Consider the following 16,089-nt stretch of genomic DNA (forward strand, 5'->3'; position numbering starts at 1 on the left):
CCGAACCTTTTCGCATCCTGTGGTCAAAGCGCGTACCCGACCCCCGTGCGACAGGATGTTCCCCGATGAAAAGGATGTTTCTCTTTGCCTATTTCCTGCTGACCGCCGTCTTCCTGGTGGGCTGTGCGGCGCTCGAGCGCGCCGGCAAGCAGGAGGCGGCGCTGGGCGAGCTGCCGGCCAGCTTCCGCGGCGAACTGCCCTGTGCCGACTGCGAGGGCATCCGTTATCATCTCTCGCTGTTCCCCGACGGGGTCTATACCCTGACCACGGCCTATCTGGGCCCTGATGAACACGGCCGCTTCCACGAGCGCGGCGAGTGGTCGCTGGATGGCCGCCGCCAGACCCTTACCCTGGTGGGCGGCGATCAGGGACCGCGGCTGTGGCGCCTGCGCGATGCCGACACCCTCGAACTGCTCGACCTGGAGGGGCGCGAGATCGATTCCGAGCTGGACTATCGGCTGCGGCGCACCGAGGCCTTCGTGACCGAGACCCTGGAGGACACCTACTGGAAGCTGGTGCGCCTCGGCGATACCCCGGTCACGCTGCCGGCCGACGGCCGCGAGCCGCACCTGGTCCTGCATGGCGAGGACAACCGGGTCGCCGGCGCCACCGGCTGCAACCGGCTGGCGGGTGCCTACCTGTTGAGGGGCGACTCGCTGCGCTTCGGCACGCTGGCCGGCACCCGCATGGCCTGCGGGAACGGCGCTCCTCTCGAAGCGCGCTTCCTGTCCGCCCTGGAGGCCACGGCCGGCTATCGCGTGCTGGCCGACCATCTCGAGCTCTACGACGAGCGGGGCCAGCTGCTGGCTCGCTTCGTGGTGCGCCACCTGACCTGAGGCCGTGCCGCGCAACGCCAGCGGCCGCCCCGAGGGGCGGCCGCTGGCGTCATGGCCGTCGTCGGCGGGGCGGGCGTCAGCTCGGCTCGGCGCTGTGGTAGACGTTCTGGACGTCGTCCAGGTCGTTGAGGCTGTCGAGCAGCTTGTCGAACATCGCCACGTCGTCGCCCTCCACCGGGGTGGTGGTCTGGGGCACGAACTGGATCTCGTCGACCTCGAAGTCGAGCTCGCCGAAGGCATCGATCAGCGCCTGCTTGGCCTTGGCGTATTCGGTATGCGGCGCGAAGACGGTGATCCGGCCGTCCTCGTTCTCGATATCGGTCACGTCGACGTCGGCCTCCATCAGTGCCTCGAGGGTGGCCTCCTCGTCCTCGCCGGCAAAGGCCAGGATGGCGCAGTGGTCGAACATGTGGCTGACGCTGCCCGGGGTACCGAGCTTGCTCTTGGCCTTGTTGAAGCAGGCGCGCACGTCGCCGAAGGTGCGGTTGGGGTTGTCGGTCAGGCACTCGACGATGACCATGCAGTTGCCCGGGCCGAAACCCTCGTAGCGGGCCGGGGAGTAGTCCTCGCCGCCCACGCCGCTGGCCTTGTCCAGGGCCTTGTCGATCACGTGGGACGGCACCTGGTCCTTCTTGGCGCGGTCGATCAGCCCACGCAGGGCCAGGTTGCCGTTGGGGTCCACGCCGCCCTGCTTGGCGCAGACGTAGATCTCGCGGCCGTACTTGCTGTAGACCTTGGTCTTGGCGGCGGCCGTCTTGGCCATGGATTCCTTGCGGTTCTGGAAGGCCCTGCCCATTGCATGTGTCCTGTTGCGTCTGGTCTCGTGCCAGGATTCTACGAAACCGGGCGGTGCGGTAACAGCCTTATTTGCCCGGTCGCCTGGCCCGTCCCGGCTACACTGGCGGGAGGTCCCCTGCGCCTGGAGCCCCCATGGATCACCACCGCTATCGCCACGTTCTCGCCGACGCCCTCGGCGGCAGCGAGCTGCCCTTTCCCGAGGCCGAGCTCGACGCCCGCTGCACGCGGCTGCGTAGCGCCATGCGTGAGGCCGGCCTCGAGGCCCTGCTGCTCACCGACCCGGCCGATATCCACTATCTCACCGGCTACCACACCTTCGAGGTGTCGGTGCATGCCTGCCTGGTGGTCTCGGTCGAGCGTCTGGTGCTGCAGGTGGCGTCCATCGAGACCGGGCCGGCGGTGGTCACCGCCCGGGTCGACGAGATCCTCGGCTACCGCTGGGAGGGGGTCGAGGAGGTCGTCGAGCCGCTGGCCGAGGTGCTGGCGCCGTTCCACACCATCGGCATCGACGCCATGGGCGCCGGGCTGCGTCACGGGGTGATCCTGCCCCTCCAGGCGCGGCTGGGCGCCGAGCGCTTCCGTCACGAGGGGGGCGAGCTGCTCGACCGGCTGCGTATCGTCAAGAGCGAGCTCGAGCTCGACTGCCTGCGCGAGAGCGCGCGCATCACCTCGACGGGCCTGCGCGCGGCCATGGCGACCATCGCCCCGGGGGTGACCGACAACGAGGTGGCCGCGGAGGGCGCCCGGGCGATGCTGGCGGCGGGCAGCGAGTTCATGAGCCTGCAGCCCATCGTCACCACCGGGGCGCGCAGCGGCACCATCCACGTCAATCACAAGCGGCGGGTGATCGCCCGGGACGAGCCGGTGTTCCTGGAGTTCGGCGCGGCCTTCCAGCGCTACACGGCGCCGATGATGCGCACCGCCGTGGCCGGGCGGGGCAGCCCCGGGATGCATGAGCTCCGCGATGTCTGCCGGGGGATGTTCGAGGCGCTGATCGCGGCGATGCGACCGGAGCGGAGCTTCGACGATGCGGCGCGGGCCGCCGAGGCGGTGCTGGCGCCGCATGCCGACCGGGTGTTCTTCTCGGGGGTGTTCGGCTATGCGGTGGGCGCCCAGTTCCCGCCCAGCTGGGTCGAGGGCACCGGCTTCATCGCCCGCGGCCAGGCCCGCGAGTTCGAGGCCGACATGGTCTTCCACCTGCCGCTCTGCCTGCGCCTGCCGGGGCAGTGGGGCATCGGCCTGAGCGACACCGTGCGGGTCACGCCCGCGGGGGGCGAGCCGCTCACCGACAACGACTGGCGGCTCCACGAGCTACCCTGACCCGGCGCGTCGCCGATCCGAGTGGTTGGCGGTGCGCCGGGGGAGGAGCCATGCTGATAGGGCCCCGCCGCCACCGGCCGGGGCGCCATCCAGCCGAGCAGGAGGAGGATGTCATGACGCAGACCGTCACGGCGGCCTACGACAGCGAACTCAAGGCCCGGAACGCCTTCGACGAGCTGGTCTCCGACGGGTTCCCCCGGGAGTCGCTGTTCCTCGACGAGCAGGCCCGGGAGCTCAAGGTGATCATCGGCGACTCGGGGCGGCGGGAGGTCGAGGAGGTCCTCAACCGCCACGAGCCGGCCAAGCTCTGGAGCCGTCCCTACCCGAGCGAGTGAGCCGGTCGGGGTCGCATTGCAGGGACCCCGCCCCAACGCCGAGGCGCGCATGTTCCGCTTCTTCGAGACCCTCGTGAATCCCTACCCGGGGGGAGAACCGCAGGTTCCGCCGCGTGGCCTGCTGCCGTTCATCCTGCACTTCTCCCGCCCGGTGCTGCCGCTGCTGATCGCCATGTCGCTGGTCACCGCCCTGGTGTCGGCCGCCGAGGTGCTGTTCTTCGGCTACATGGGCGAGCTGGTCGACTGGCTGGCCGATGCCGAGCGCGAGGACTTCTTCGCCGAGTACGGCTGGCGCCTGGCGGGCATGGCGGCACTGGTGGTGATCGGCCTGCCGCTGCTGACCCTGCTCCAGTCGCTGTTGACCCACCAGAGCATCTTCGGCAACTACCCGATGCTCGGCCGCTGGCTGGCGCATCGACACATGCTGCGCCAGAGCCTGGCCTTCTACCAGGACGAGTTCGCCGGGCGCGTCTCCCAGAAGGTCATGCAGACGGCCCTGGCGATCCGCGAGACGGTGATGAAGCTGATGGACCTGATGGTCTACGTGCTGGTCTACTTCGCCGGCGCCATGCTGCTGATGGGCCAGGCCGAGCCCTGGCTGATGGCCCCGCTCGGCGCCTGGCTCGCCGGCTATGTGGCGATCATGTGGGGGTTCGTGCCGCGGCTGCGGCGGGTCTCCATGGACCAGGCCGATGCCCGGGCGCGCATGACCGGACGGATCGTCGACAGCTACAGCAACATCCAGACCATCAAGCTGTTCGCCGATACCCGGCGGGAGCAGGACTATGCCCGCGACGCCATGGAGCGTTTCATGGTCACGGTGCATCGTCAGATGCGCCTGGCCACCCAGCTGACGTTCTCCCTGACGCTGCTCAATTCGCTGCTGCTGGCCGGTGTCGCCGCCACGGCCATCGGGGCCTGGTACCTGGAGGCGGTGTCCCTGGGCGCGATCGCGGTGGCCATCGCGCTGGTGATGCGCATCCGCTTCATGTCCAACTGGATCCTCTGGGAGGTGGCCGGGCTGTTCGAGAACATCGGCACCGTGCAGGACGGCATCAACACCATCGCCCGCCCTCCGGCGGTGCTGGATGCCCCGGATGCCGGGACGCTCGCGGTGCCGCGGGGCGAGATCCGCTTCGAGGGGCTGCGCTTCGGCTACGGGCGAGCGATGGGGGAGGCCCGCCCGGTCTTCGACGGGCTCGACCTGACCATCGCCCCGGGCGAGAGGGTCGGCCTGATCGGTCGCTCGGGGGCCGGCAAGTCGACGCTGGCCAACCTGCTGCTGCGCTTCTACGACCTCCAGGGCGGGCGCATCCTGATCGACGGCCAGGACATCGCCGGCGTCACCCAGGAGTCGCTGAGGCGGCGCATCGGCATGGTCACCCAGGACACCTCGCTGCTGCACCGCTCGGTGCGCGACAACCTCCGCTACGGCAGCCCCGCGGCCAGCGAGGCGGATATCCGCCGGGCGGTGCGCCAGGCCCACGCCGATGCCTTCATCGAGGACCTGGTCGACTCCCAGGGGCGGCGTGGCCTGGACGCCCATGTCGGCGAGCGGGGGGTGAAGCTCTCGGGCGGCCAGCGCCAGCGCATCGCCATCGCTCGGGTACTGCTCAAGAACGCGCCGATCCTGGTACTCGACGAGGCCACCTCGGCGCTGGACTCCGAGGTGGAGGCGGCCATCCAGGAGCAGCTCTACGCCCTGATGGCGGGCAAGACGGTGATCGCCATCGCCCACCGGCTGTCGACCATCGCCATGCTCGATCGGCTGGTGGTGATCGATGCGGGACGCATCGTCGAGACCGGCCGGCACGATGAGCTGCTCGCCCGGGATGGCCTCTATGCGGCGCTGTGGCGCCGCCAGTCCGGCGGTTTCCTGGGGCTCGAGTGCGACGGTGAGGCCGAGGCGGCGTTGTCCGCGCCGGTGTCGGAAGCCTGAGCCGGTACCTCGACGAGGAGGCGGCGTCAGCCGGTGGCGGATGATCGCGCCGTCAGGGCCGACAGCGAGAGGCGTTGCCGCCCCTTGGCATCGAAGTTGTCCGGTGACAGCCAGCGCCGGAGGATCGCCTCCAGGGCCGGCCATTCGCCGTCGAGGATCGAGAACCAGGCGGTGTCGCGATTGCGCCCGGCCACCACCCGGTGCTGGCGGAAGACGCCCTCGAAGCGAAAGCCCAGCCGCGTGGCGGCCCGCCGCGACGGGGCGTTGAGGGCATCGCACTTCCATTCATAGCGGCGATAACCCAGGGCGAAGGCGTGATGCATCATCAGCGCCATGGCCTCCGTGGCGGCCGGGGTGCGCCGCAGGCGCGGCGAGAAATGCAGGTGCCCCACCTCGATGCTGCCGTGCTCGGGCACGATGTTCAGGTAGGCGGCCAGCCCCGCTGCCTGGTTGCTGGCCGGCTCGACGATGGCATGGAACCGCGGGTCGCGGCTATCGGCCCGGGTGGCCAGCCAGGTATCGAACCCGTCCCTGTCCGCATAGGGGAGACCGCCGAGGTAGGTCCAGCGCGCCTCCGGGGCATCACCGGGCGTCTCCCCCGGCTCGCCCAGGGCGGCGTGGAGGGCGTCGCCGTGGCGCCCGGCATCCAGGGGCTCGACGCGGACCCGGCGCCCGGTCAGGGTCGCGTCCGGGAGCGGCGTCGCTCCCTCCCAGTCGGGCACCGTCTCGCCGATGGGCTGGCCATGGGGGCCGAGTGCGCTCAGCGCGGCGTTCCTCGCCTCAACGTGCCTAGCGGTCATGCTCGTCGCCCTCCCTGCCATAGGCCGCGGTATAGGCCCCCAGTTGCCGGGCCAGTGGATCGGCGCTGTCGCCCAGCCCGGCCAGGACGCCGGCCTGGTCCTCCCGCGAGCGGTTCCATCCCAGCTTGGCCTTGCCCTGGAGAGCGTCCAGGCGGATCCGGAAGCCGACGACTCCCGCGAGCAGCCGTCGACGATAGGCATCGCTCAGGACCTCCGCGTCGTCGAGCAGATCGGGCTCGTACTTGGCCACCAGGGTATCGAAGGCCGCCTGGGTGGCGTCATCGTCGAGTCGCTCGAAGGTGCCGCCGGCGTGCACGGCCGCGTAGTTCCAGGTCGGTACCGCCGGCCTGGCGGCGTACCAGCGGGGGGAAATGTAGGCATGCGGGCCCTGGAAGACGGCCAGCACCCGCCGGCCCTCCAGCTCGCGCCAATGGGGGTTGGCGCGGGCGAAATGGCCGTAGAGGGTGCCCAGTTCGCCTTCGTCGCGCTCCAGCACCAGGGGCAGGTGGCTAGCCTGCAGATTGCCGTCCACGAGCATCGCGAAGCCATGGGCATCGATCAGCGCCTGGGCCTTCGCCAGGGACATGCGGGTATCACGGGGTCGGTACATGGGGGCTCCGTCAGTCGAGGCTCAGGGCGTAGTGATGGAACGCTCGATCGCGCTGCCAGCCTTGCGATTCGTAGAGGGATTGGGCGGTCCGGTTGTCGATGCCGGTGGACAGCTTCAGGTGCCGGACGCCTTCGGCCAGGGCCAGGTCGCGGACGGCCTGCAACAGGGCGCGGCCGACGCCCCGGCGACGGGCATGGGGCGCCACGAAGAGGTCGTTGAGTTGCCATAGCGGCGCCAGACGCACGGTGCTGAACAGCGGGTAGAGCTGGACGAAGCCCTGCAGGGCTCCCTCGTCGTCGTGCACCAGCAGGCGGGCGTCGCCCAGCCCCAGTCGCCTGGCGAGGAAGTGGCGGGCGGCGTCCGGGTCGCTGGCCCGGCCGTAGAAGACCCGATAGGCATCGAGTAGCTCGCCAAGGGCCTCGACATCGGCGAGCCGGGCGTGGCGGATGGGCATGGTGATCTCCTCCGTGTGGGCAGCGGTGACACCGTCAGAGTCTGTCGGCATAGTGGTTCCCTGGTAAGGACCAGTTATGGGGAAAATCATGGAACCGGTTGTCGCCGTGCATGCCGACTGGGTCGGCGAGGCCCTGGGTATCGAACTGACTCAAGCCTCTTCGCTGCCGCTGGCGCGTCGCCTGTATCGGGCGCTGCGGGCCTGGGTCCAGTCGGGGCGCCTGGCCAGCGGCTGCCGGCTGCCGTCGTCGCGCCGCCTGGCCCGGGATCTGGGGGTAGGGCGCAACAGCGTGCTGGACGCCATCGATCAGCTGGTCGCCGAGGGCTTCCTGGAGACCCGCCCCGGCGCCGGCACCTTCGTCGCCGACCTGCCGTTCGGCCGCGCCGAGACGCCGTCGGGGGAGGCGCCGGGCGATGCCCCGCCGACGGCGGCGCTGTCGCCGCGCGGCGAGCGCCTGCTGAGGTTCTGTGCCCCGTCGGGCGGCCATCATGGCGCCTTCCCGCCGGGGGTGCCGGCCCTCGACCGTTTTCCCCGCGAGCTCTGGCAGCGACTGCTCGAGCGTCACCAGCGGCGCGCCCCCGAGGCGTGGCTGGACTATCGCACCCAGGGCGGCGTGACGGCGCTGCGCGAGGTGCTGTGCGACTACCTGCGGCTGTCGCGCTCGGTGCGCTGTCGCCCGGAGCAGGTGCTGGTGGTGCAGGGGGCCCAGCAGGGCTTCGAGCTGATCGCGCGGATGCTGGGCGACCCGGGCGACGTGGTGTGGATGGAGGAGCCCGGCTACGGCGGCGCCCAGGCCTGCTTCGATGCCTCCGGCCTCCGGATGGTGCCGGTCCCGGTGGATGGCGAGGGCCTGGATCCCGGACGCGTGTCCCCCGGCCATGGCGGCCCGCGCCTGATCTACGTGACGCCCTCCCATCAGTATCCCAGCGGTGTGACCATGAGCCTTTCGCGGCGCCTGGCGCTGCTCGAGGCGGCCGAGACGCACGGCGCCTGGATCGTGGAGGACGACTACGACAGCGAATTCCGCTATGGCCAGCGCCCCATCGCCGCCCTCCAGGGGCTCACCGAGTCGGCTCGGGTGATCTATGTCGGCACCCTCAGCAAGGTGCTCTATCCGGGGCTGCGGCTCGGCTACCTGGTGTTGCCCGAGGCCCTGGTGGAGCCCTTCCGGCGCGCCAATGCCCGCCTGCATCGCGAGGGGCAATATACGGTGCAGGCGGCGTTGGGGGAGTTCATCGCCGCCGGGCACTTCTCGCGGCATGTGCGCCGCATGCGCGACTGTTATCGGGCGCGTCAGGCGCTGCTGCGTCGGGCGCTGGCGCCGGCCGTGGCGAGGGGGCTCGTGCTGTCGGAGGGGCAGGCCGGCATGCACCTGGTGGCCTGGCTCGACGACCTCGCCCTCGAGGCGACCCTGGTCGCCCGCGGCGCGGCCAACGGCGTCACCCTGTCGCCGCTATCGGGCTACTACCTGGAGGCGCCGGGGCGTCCGGGGCTGGTGCTGGGCTATGCCGGCGCCCGCGACGACGAGATCCTCCGAGCCGGGCGCTGGCTGGCGGAAGAGTGGCTGTCGCTGGTCGAGGGGGAAGAGGCGTCACCCGCAGCGCCGCCGTGATGCCTGGTCGGCCGGCGTTGTCTCGAGGTGCCTCTCGCGTCGTGGGGCGGCGGCGCTTCGACAGGGGGCCGAAACGCCGCCGAGCCGTCGGTCTCAGGGGCGCCGGGCCTGTCGGGGGGACGCCGGACGCTGCCCGGGGGCGCGGGGCATGGGCGGTTGACGGCGATCATTACGGCACGGGGACGGGCGGGATATCATGGCGAGCATGCTCTCATCGCCTGACCCGGTGCCACCATGACGTCTCCCCCTTTCGCGTCGCGACCGCCTGGCTCCCTGGACGAGATGTCCGCCGAGGTCCTGCGTCGTCACTGTCTCCGGCTCGAGGAGCGGCTCTTCTGGCTCGAGACCCTCATCGAGGGGGCCCGGGCCGGCACCTGGCAATGGAACGTCCAGACCGGCGAGACGTGCTTCAACGCGCTCTGGGCCGAGATGATCGGCTACCGGCTCGAGGAACTCGAGCCGGTGTCCATCGACACCTGGTTGAGCCTGGTCCATCCGGACGACCTGGCGCGTTGCGAGGCGGCCCTTCAGGCCCACTTCAGCGGCCAGGCGGCCTTCTACGCCTGCGATGCCCGGATACGGCACCGTGACGGCCACTGGCTCTGGGTCCGCGACTATGGCCGGGTGGTCACCCGTACCCCGGAAGGGGAGCCCGAATGGGCGGGCGGGATCCATATCGACATCTCCGACCACAAGGCCACCGAGGCGCGCCTCGAGCAGGCCCTGGACGATACCCGGCGGCTCAGCGAGCGGCTGCGGCGCATGGACGTGCCCTGCCGGCTGGGCGGCGAGGAATTCGCTATCCTGCTACCCGAGACGTCGCTGGCGGGCGGGCTGCGTCTGGCCGAGGACATCCGCCGGCAGGTGGCGGCCCTGTTCTTCGCCTCGGCCCGGCACGAGCGCTTCCACGTCTCGATCACCGGCGGGGTGGCGGTAATGCTCGCCAGCGATGCATCCGGCGAGGAGGCCATCCAGCGTGCCGATGCGGCCCTGTATCGTGGCAAGCATCGCGGTCGCAACCGGGTCGTGGCCGAGGCGACGGCCGCCACGGATCCACGCGAATGACCCCGACCGAGGAGGTGCGGCATGCTCAAGGCGGTATTGCTCGATATCAGCGGTGTGCTCCATGAGGACGGCGTAGCGTTGCCCGGTGCCGTGGCGGCGGTGGCCCGCCTGCAGGCGGCGGGGCTGGTGCTGCGTTTCGTCACCAACACCTCGCGCAAGACCGGGGACACGGTGCATGCCGACCTTCGCGGGATGGGCTTCGACGTGGACCGCGAGCAGGTCTTCACCGCCCCGGCCGCGGTTCGCCACTACCTGGTGCGGCATGGACTGCGCCCCTACCTGCTGATCCACGAGGGGCTCGAGCCGGAGTTCGCGGACCTCGCCGGCGATGACCCGGATGCGGTGGTGCTCGGCGACGCCGAGTCACGCCTGGACTATCGGCACCTGGACGAGGCCTTCCAGTGCCTGCAGCGCGGGGCACCGCTGCTCACCGTGGGCACCAATCGCTACTTCCGCCAGCAGGGCAGCCTGCACCTGGACGTGGGCCCCTTCGTGCGTGCCCTGGAGTATGCGGCCGACACCCGGGCCACGGTGCTCGGCAAGCCCGCCGGGGGGTTCTTCCGAGCCGTGCTGGCCGACGCGGGCGTGGCGCCGGAGGAGGCCATGATGGTCGGCGACGATGTCGACTGCGATGTCGCCGCCGCCCGGGAGGTCGGCCTGCGGGCCTGCCTGGTGCGCTCCGGCAAGTATCGGCCCGGCGACGAGGCACGGGCGCCGGGGGCGGAGTGCGAGGACGGCCTGGCGGCGCTGGTGACGCGCCTGCTGGCGCGCGATGCCTGACATGGTCGCACCTCTAATTGTCCGGGTAGGTTCCGGATGAACAACCTACCGAGAGATCACACCTAGCCACCCGACGAGGCCTCACAACCCCCAGGCCAGGCCCAGCCCGACCAGCAGCGAGCCGGCCATGGGCACGGCGACCCGTCGCCCCAGCCCCCGGCTGCCGACGGTGGCGGCCATGCCGGCCTTGATGACATTGTTGACCGCCGCGGCGATGACGATGCCGAGGACGACCGTGTCCGGGGCGATGGTGCCGTGGGACAGTCGGGCCAGCGACAGGGTCACGGCACCGACATCGGCCATGCCGGAGGTGGCGGCCAGGAGGTAGACCCCGGCATCGCCCAGCCAGTCCTGGAGCCAATGGCCGAGCAGCATGATCACCGCCAGCAGCACACCGAACAGCAGGGCGATGCGCAGTTCCAGGGGATTCTGGTTCAGTTCCGGCCGGTCGACCTTGGCCGCCTGGCGGTGCGAGCGCCAGATGAGCAGCGCGGCCACATAGAGCAGCATGGCCATCGCCGTCACCGGCAGCGCCAGCGGTGCGAGCAGGGCCGGGTTGATCACCAGGCAGTAGAGCAGGATGCGCGGGAACATGGTGCCGCAGGCGATCAGGATGCCGGCCGCCAGCAGTGGCGAGAACTCCTGGTGTTGCCGCGACAGCCGGGCGAAGTGCAGGGTCAGGGCGGTGGAGGAGCTCAGCCCGGCGAACAGGCTGGTGAAGAGGATGCCCCTTTCCGGCCCGCCGAGACGGATGGCGAAGTAGCCGACGAAGGAGATGGCCGCGACCAGCACTACCATCCACCAGATCTCGTACGGGTTGAGGGCGGCTCCGGGCCCCATGGCGCGGTCGGGCAGCAGCGGCAGCATGACCACCGAGATCAGCAGCAGCTTGAGGCCGGCGTCCATCTCATGGGCCTGCAACTGGTTCAGCAGGCCGTGGATCTCGCGCTTGTTGTCGAGGATGACCGCGGTGATCACGGCGCAGGTGGTGGCCAGGGCCAGGTCCACGGCCACCGCGATGGCGCCGAAACAGAAGGTCAGCAGCAACCCCACCAGGCCGGTGATGCTGTAGTCCTGGCTCAGGGGCATGCGGGCTCGGTAGGCCGCCAGGGCGGAGCCGGCCACGGCGAGGAACAGCAGGGGGAAGGCCCATTCGGTCACGGCGTCGGCGAGCAGCGCGGCGATACCGCCGAGCAGGCCCACCAGTGCATGGGTTCGCACCCCGGCGATGCGTTCGCCCGACTTCTGCTCCCGGGCCACCCAGCCTCGCTCGATGCCGATCAGCGCGCCCAGCAACAGGGCCACGGCCAGCCGGATGGCCATCTCGTTGCCGACGATGAACTCCTGGGTGACCTCGTCCATGGCTGGGCGGCTCCTCTTGCGGCCATCCGTGATCGTTGAAGAAACACTTGCTTATATTCTGGGCGTTCGCGGCGGGATGGGAAAGCCGCCGGGGCATCCGTGCGGGCGTGCCGGCTCAACGATACTTGTTGACCGCCTGTTTGCCAGTATCGGCAATCCCGCATGCCGGCGGCGTCTTCCCGTCGGCTGTGCCGGTCATCGACGTCCCAACAGGGTGTCGAATCCGGCATCGTCCGTAGGGCCTGTGGTGGCTGTTTGCATCCTGTGGAAAAGATCCGAAAGTCGTCTATAAACTTATAGATGAGGCAGCCATACGGTTGCCCGGACATCCCAGTCGACCGGATCCCCGGTGGAGAGGTGAGACATGAATACGCTGGAACTGAAGTCCCACTGGCGTGAATGGCTGATGCTGCTGTTCGGCGTCTGGTTGGTGGTATCGCCCTTCGTGCTCGGCTTCACCGCGGTCGCCGAGGGCATGGCCATGTGGAGCGCGGTCATCCTGGGCCTGATCGTGGCCGGGTTCGCCGTCGCCGAGATCATGAAACCCCGGGAGTGGGAAGAATGGGTCAGCGTGGTGCTCGGGGCGGCCCTGATCGTCGCGCCCTTCGCGCTGGGCTTCGCCGATGCGCCCCTGGCGCTGTGGAACAGCCTGATCATGGGCGTGCTGGTGGGGGGCGACGCCATCTGGAGCCTCGTCGACATGAAGCACCACGGCGGTCACGCCGCCTGACGCCCTCACGCCATGGGCGAAGCGAGAGGGGAGGCCACGGCCTCCCCTCCATCTTGTGGTGACGCCTCTCCAGGCGATATCGCCGGCACCCGCCGGGCGTCCCCCATCACGTCTGGACTATGCTGGGGGCACGACTCCGAAGCCCGCCATCCCGAAGCATGACGCAACGGGATGGCGAGGGGAACGGCGATGATGCCCCGATGCCTCGGCGGCGCCGTGCGGCTCGCGGCGCTGTCCCTTTGCCTGCTAACCTCCCCGACCGTCGGCCAGGAGGCCGAGGTCCTGCTCGAGGCCACGCCGGCGGAGGGGGCGGTGAGGCGCCCGGCCTTCGTCCCCGATCTCTTCATCGAGCCGCGCGAGGCGATGGTGCAGGACCATATCGCCGGCCGTGGGCTGGACGACCCCGCGGTGCTCGCCGCCATGCGCCGGGTGCCGCGCCACCGCTTCGCGCCGGAGGTGCCGCCGCGGCGGGCCTATCGCGACGAACCACACCCCATCGGCCATGGCCAGACCATCTCCCAGCCCTACATCGTGGCCCTGATGACCGCCCGCTTGGGGCTGGAGCCCGACGATCGTGTCCTGGAGGTGGGCACCGGCTCCGGTTACCAGGCGGCCGTCCTCGCCGAGATCGTCCGCGAGGTCGTGACCCTCGAGATCATCCCCGCGCTGGCGACCCAGGCCGCCGAGCGCCTGGCGGCGCTGGGCTACAGCAACATCACCGTGCTTCAGGGGGATGGCTACTACGGCGATCCGTCCCGGGCGCCCTTCGACGCCATCATCGTCACCGCCGCCGCGCGGCATGTGCCGCCGCCGCTGGTGGCCCAGTTGCGCCCCGGCGGTCGCATGGTGATCCCCGTGGGCCAGATGCTCTGGGTGCAGAACCTGCTGCTGCTGGAGAAGGATGCCGCCGGCGAGATCGGCACCCGCAACCTGGCCTCGGTGCGGTTCGTGCCGCTCACCGGCGGTCATTGAGTGGCGATGAGGGCGGCGCCGACACGACTCGACCTGGCGGCCCTGGCGGGGGTGTCGGCCGCCCTGCTGGCGCTGGAGGTGCTGTTGCTGAGGCTGTTCGCCTTCAGTCATTGGCACCACTTCGCCGGCCTGGCGGTCTCCCTGGCCCTGCTGGGCCTGGGGGCGGCCGGCACCACCCTGGCGCTGGCCGGGCGCCATCGCGCCAGCCGCGGGGACGGCTGGTTCCTCGCCGGCCTGTTGGTCACCGGATTCGGCTACCTGCTGCTGCTCGGCCTGCAGTCCCGGATCGCCTTGCGCCCGCTGGTGGCCGGCTGGCACCCCGCCGAGCTGGCCCGGCTGCTGCTGGTCGACTTCGTCGCCTTCCTGCCCTTCTTCGGGGCCGGCCTGGCCATCGGCCAGGTCTTCCTGCGCTGGCCCCGACACACTCGGCGCCTCTACGCGGCCGACCTGCTCGGCGGCGGCCTGGGCAGCCTGGGGGCCGCGGGCCTGCTGGCGGTGGCGCCGGTAGAGGTGGGCCTGGCGGTGGTCGCCGCCCTGTTGTTCGCCCTGACCGGCCTCTGGGCCGTCCGGCGTCGCCGGCGGGCCGGGGTGCTGGCCGGCCTGGTGGGGCTGGGGGTGTCACTGGCCGCCGTGCTCCAGCCGCCCGCTCCGGCGATGTCCGACTTCAAGGCCCTGTCGCGGCTGCGCGAGCTGCCCGGCGTCGAGACCCTGGCGGTCGAGCCCGGACTGGCCGGCCGGCTGACGGTGCTGCGGGCCGAGAGCCTGCGCTTCGCCCCGGGGCTCAGTCTTCGCTGGCCCCGGGGCGTGCCGGCACAGGACGTCGCGGTGATCGGCAGCGACCGGGTGGTGCCGCTGCCACGAACCTGGCCGGCGCCCGCCGAGCACCTGGCGGCCTCGCTCGTGGCACTGCCGCTGCGGCTGCGTCCCGAGGGCCCGGTGCTGGTGCTGGGCAGCAGCGCCTGGCAGTCGCCCCTGGCCGCCCAGGGGCGGCCGGTGACCTGGGTGGAGTCGGACGGCCGGCTGCTCGATATCGCCCGGGCCCGAGGCGCCCCCGAGGCCGGCATGACGCTGGTGGAGGAGGGCGCCTGGCGGCACCTGGCCACCGCCGAACCGGGCACCTTCGCCGTGATCGCCCTCGACCGCGCCTGGGCGGGCGGCGACGCCGCCAGCGAGGACTATGCGCTGACGGTCGAGGGGCTGTCACTGGCCCTCGCGGCGCTGTCGGACAACGGCCTGCTGGCCATCCCGCTGCCCCTGGACTACCCGCCGCGCCACTATCCGCGCCTGATGGCCGGCCTGGCGGAGGCCCTGGCCCGACAGCACGGGCCGGCCCCGGGCGAGCGTGTGGCCGTGCTGCGCGGCCTGCAGGCGCTGCTGGTGCTCGCCTCGCCGAGCACGCTGGGGGAGGCCGACCTGACGGGGGTGAGCGCCTTCGCCGAGCGCTGGCGCTTCGACACCGCCTGGGTGCCCGGCCAGGCCCGGGAGTCGGCCAACCGCTACCACCGCCTGGACACCCCGCTCTTCCATGACATCGCCCGGGCCGTCTTCGCCGGCCGCCCGCCGCCGGCCGAGGCCCGGCGCTTTCACACCGCCCCGGCCGACCTCGACCGGCCCTATCCGTGGCGGTCGCTGGCCTGGTCCCAGGCGCCGGGCCTGGTACGGGAACTGGGCGGGCGAGGGTGGAGCTACCTCGACTGGACGCTGATCCTGTCGCTGGTCGCCACCCTGGCGGCGAGCCTGCTGGCCTTCCTGCTGATCCTGGTGCCGCTGGGACGGCTGCCGCCGATCCGCCCGCCCTTCGGCCGGCTCTCGGTGGCCGGCTACTTCGCCGCGCTGGGCTTCGGCTACATCCTGGTGGAGCTGGTGATCTTCCAGCGCCTGATCCTCTACCTGGGCGAGCCGGTGCTCGCCGCCGCCCTGGTCTTCGCCACCTTCCTGGTCGGCTCGGGCCTGGGCAGTGCCATGGCCCCCGAACGGGCGACCCGGGCCAACCGGCGGGCGGTCTATCTCGCCGTCGCCGCCGGCCTGGCCCTGGCCCTGGTGCCCTTCGCCGCCGTCCGGTTGCTCAGCGAGCCCGCGCTGCCGCTGCGGCTGCTGGCCCTGGTCGCACTGCTGCTGCCACTGGCCTGGGCCATGGGGCGTCCCTTCCCCTGGGCGCTGCGCCAACTCGCCGACCAGCGCCGCTGGATCCCCTGGGCCTGGGGCATCAACGGCTTCGCCTCGGTACTCGGGGCCTCGCTGGCCTCGCTGGTCTCGGTGCAGTTCGGCCAGTCCACGACCCTGGCCGCCGGCACCCTGTGCTACGTGGCGGCCTTCGCCATCGCCGGGCGCTGGTTGACGCCGCGCTGAGGGGAGTCGTCTCGCCGCGCCATGGTGAGAATGCCGTGCGCGACCTATGCTGGCGGGAGACGTCCGCCGGTGGTCCGCGTGACCGGCATGCCGAAGGGCATCGCCGGCGGTCCGCCGGTCGCTCACC

At 71.1% G+C, this 16,089-nt stretch carries 15 protein-coding genes; 10 read left to right on the forward strand and 5 right to left on the reverse strand.

The window, feature by feature from the left end; translation table 11 throughout:
• Nucleotides 1-65 precede the first annotated feature (65 nt).
• Nucleotides 66-836, forward strand: a complete 771-nt coding sequence (locus OCT48_RS03095) for an META domain-containing protein (RefSeq protein ID WP_263591287.1) — start codon at nt 66-68, stop codon at nt 834-836.
• A 76-nt stretch (nt 837-912) separates the two neighbouring features.
• Here OCT48_RS03095 and OCT48_RS03100 read toward each other — a convergent pair whose 3' ends face one another.
• On the reverse strand, nt 913-1,632 hold the full coding sequence (locus OCT48_RS03100) for a YebC/PmpR family DNA-binding transcriptional regulator (RefSeq protein WP_263591288.1): 720 nt from the start codon (nt 1,630-1,632) through the stop codon (nt 913-915).
• 134 nt (nt 1,633-1,766) lie between these two features.
• On the opposite strand from OCT48_RS03100, the gene OCT48_RS03105 reads away from it, so the two are divergent.
• From OCT48_RS03105 to OCT48_RS03115, 3 genes are all read left to right on the forward strand, one after another.
• On the forward strand, nt 1,767-2,954 hold the full coding sequence (locus OCT48_RS03105; protein WP_263591289.1) for a M24 family metallopeptidase: 1,188 nt from the start codon (nt 1,767-1,769) through the stop codon (nt 2,952-2,954).
• A 113-nt stretch (nt 2,955-3,067) separates the two neighbouring features.
• Entirely contained in the window at nt 3,068-3,289 is a 222-nt protein-coding gene (locus OCT48_RS03110; protein ID WP_263591290.1) for a hypothetical protein, read from the forward strand.
• A 49-nt stretch (nt 3,290-3,338) separates the two neighbouring features.
• Nucleotides 3,339-5,228 (forward strand): ABC transporter ATP-binding protein, encoded by a 1,890-nt coding sequence (locus tag OCT48_RS03115; RefSeq protein WP_263592567.1) that lies wholly within the window; start codon nt 3,339-3,341, stop codon nt 5,226-5,228.
• A 26-nt stretch (nt 5,229-5,254) separates the two neighbouring features.
• Here the strand turns inward: OCT48_RS03115 and OCT48_RS03120 are convergent, their stop codons facing one another.
• Genes OCT48_RS03120 through OCT48_RS03130 form a run of 3 tightly spaced genes read right to left on the reverse strand, consistent with a single transcriptional unit; the run spans nt 5,255 to nt 7,092 of the window.
• The gene (locus OCT48_RS03120) at nt 5,255-6,028 is read right to left on the reverse strand and encodes a GNAT family N-acetyltransferase (RefSeq protein WP_263591291.1); all 774 of its coding nucleotides are present in this window, start codon (nt 6,026-6,028) and stop codon (nt 5,255-5,257) included.
• A complete protein-coding gene (locus tag OCT48_RS03125) occupies nt 6,018-6,638 on the reverse strand; it encodes an FMN-binding negative transcriptional regulator (RefSeq protein WP_263591292.1) in 621 nt (206 codons plus the stop codon). The genes OCT48_RS03120 and OCT48_RS03125 overlap by 11 nt, the downstream gene beginning before the upstream one ends.
• A gap of 10 nt (nt 6,639-6,648) precedes the next feature.
• The gene (locus OCT48_RS03130) at nt 6,649-7,092 is read right to left on the reverse strand and encodes a GNAT family N-acetyltransferase (RefSeq protein WP_263591293.1); all 444 of its coding nucleotides are present in this window, start codon (nt 7,090-7,092) and stop codon (nt 6,649-6,651) included.
• Between the two features lie 88 nt (nt 7,093-7,180).
• On the opposite strand from OCT48_RS03130, the gene OCT48_RS03135 reads away from it, so the two are divergent.
• From OCT48_RS03135 to OCT48_RS03145, 3 genes are all read left to right on the forward strand, one after another.
• Entirely contained in the window at nt 7,181-8,704 is a 1,524-nt protein-coding gene (locus OCT48_RS03135; protein ID WP_263591294.1) for a PLP-dependent aminotransferase family protein, read from the forward strand.
• 234 nt (nt 8,705-8,938) lie between these two features.
• Nucleotides 8,939-9,769, forward strand: a complete 831-nt coding sequence (locus OCT48_RS03140) for a sensor domain-containing diguanylate cyclase (RefSeq protein ID WP_263591295.1) — start codon at nt 8,939-8,941, stop codon at nt 9,767-9,769.
• Between the two features lie 21 nt (nt 9,770-9,790).
• The gene (locus OCT48_RS03145) at nt 9,791-10,549 is read left to right on the forward strand and encodes a TIGR01458 family HAD-type hydrolase (RefSeq protein ID WP_263591296.1); all 759 of its coding nucleotides are present in this window, start codon (nt 9,791-9,793) and stop codon (nt 10,547-10,549) included.
• An 81-nt stretch (nt 10,550-10,630) separates the two neighbouring features.
• On the opposite strand, the gene OCT48_RS03150 is transcribed toward OCT48_RS03145, so the two are convergent.
• The gene (locus OCT48_RS03150; protein ID WP_263591297.1) at nt 10,631-11,911 is read right to left on the reverse strand and encodes an MgtC/SapB family protein; all 1,281 of its coding nucleotides are present in this window, start codon (nt 11,909-11,911) and stop codon (nt 10,631-10,633) included.
• A gap of 364 nt (nt 11,912-12,275) precedes the next feature.
• Here OCT48_RS03150 and OCT48_RS03155 point away from each other — a divergent pair, with 364 nt between their 5' ends.
• From OCT48_RS03155 to OCT48_RS03165, 3 genes are all read left to right on the forward strand, one after another.
• Nucleotides 12,276-12,641 carry an SPW repeat protein gene (locus tag OCT48_RS03155; RefSeq protein WP_263591298.1) on the forward strand — a complete coding sequence of 122 codons (366 nt, stop codon included), beginning with the start codon at nt 12,276-12,278 and terminating at the stop codon, nt 12,639-12,641.
• A gap of 189 nt (nt 12,642-12,830) precedes the next feature.
• Complete coding sequence (locus tag OCT48_RS03160; protein ID WP_263591299.1) at nt 12,831-13,613, forward strand: protein-L-isoaspartate(D-aspartate) O-methyltransferase; 783 nt, start codon at nt 12,831-12,833, stop codon at nt 13,611-13,613.
• A 6-nt stretch (nt 13,614-13,619) separates the two neighbouring features.
• Entirely contained in the window at nt 13,620-15,962 is a 2,343-nt protein-coding gene (locus OCT48_RS03165; RefSeq protein ID WP_263591300.1) for a hypothetical protein, read from the forward strand.
• Nucleotides 15,963-16,089 lie beyond the last annotated feature (127 nt).

It is taken from the genome of Halomonas sp. M4R1S46 (genome assembly GCF_025725685.1).
In the GTDB taxonomy this organism is placed as follows: domain Bacteria; phylum Pseudomonadota; class Gammaproteobacteria; order Pseudomonadales; family Halomonadaceae; genus Halomonas.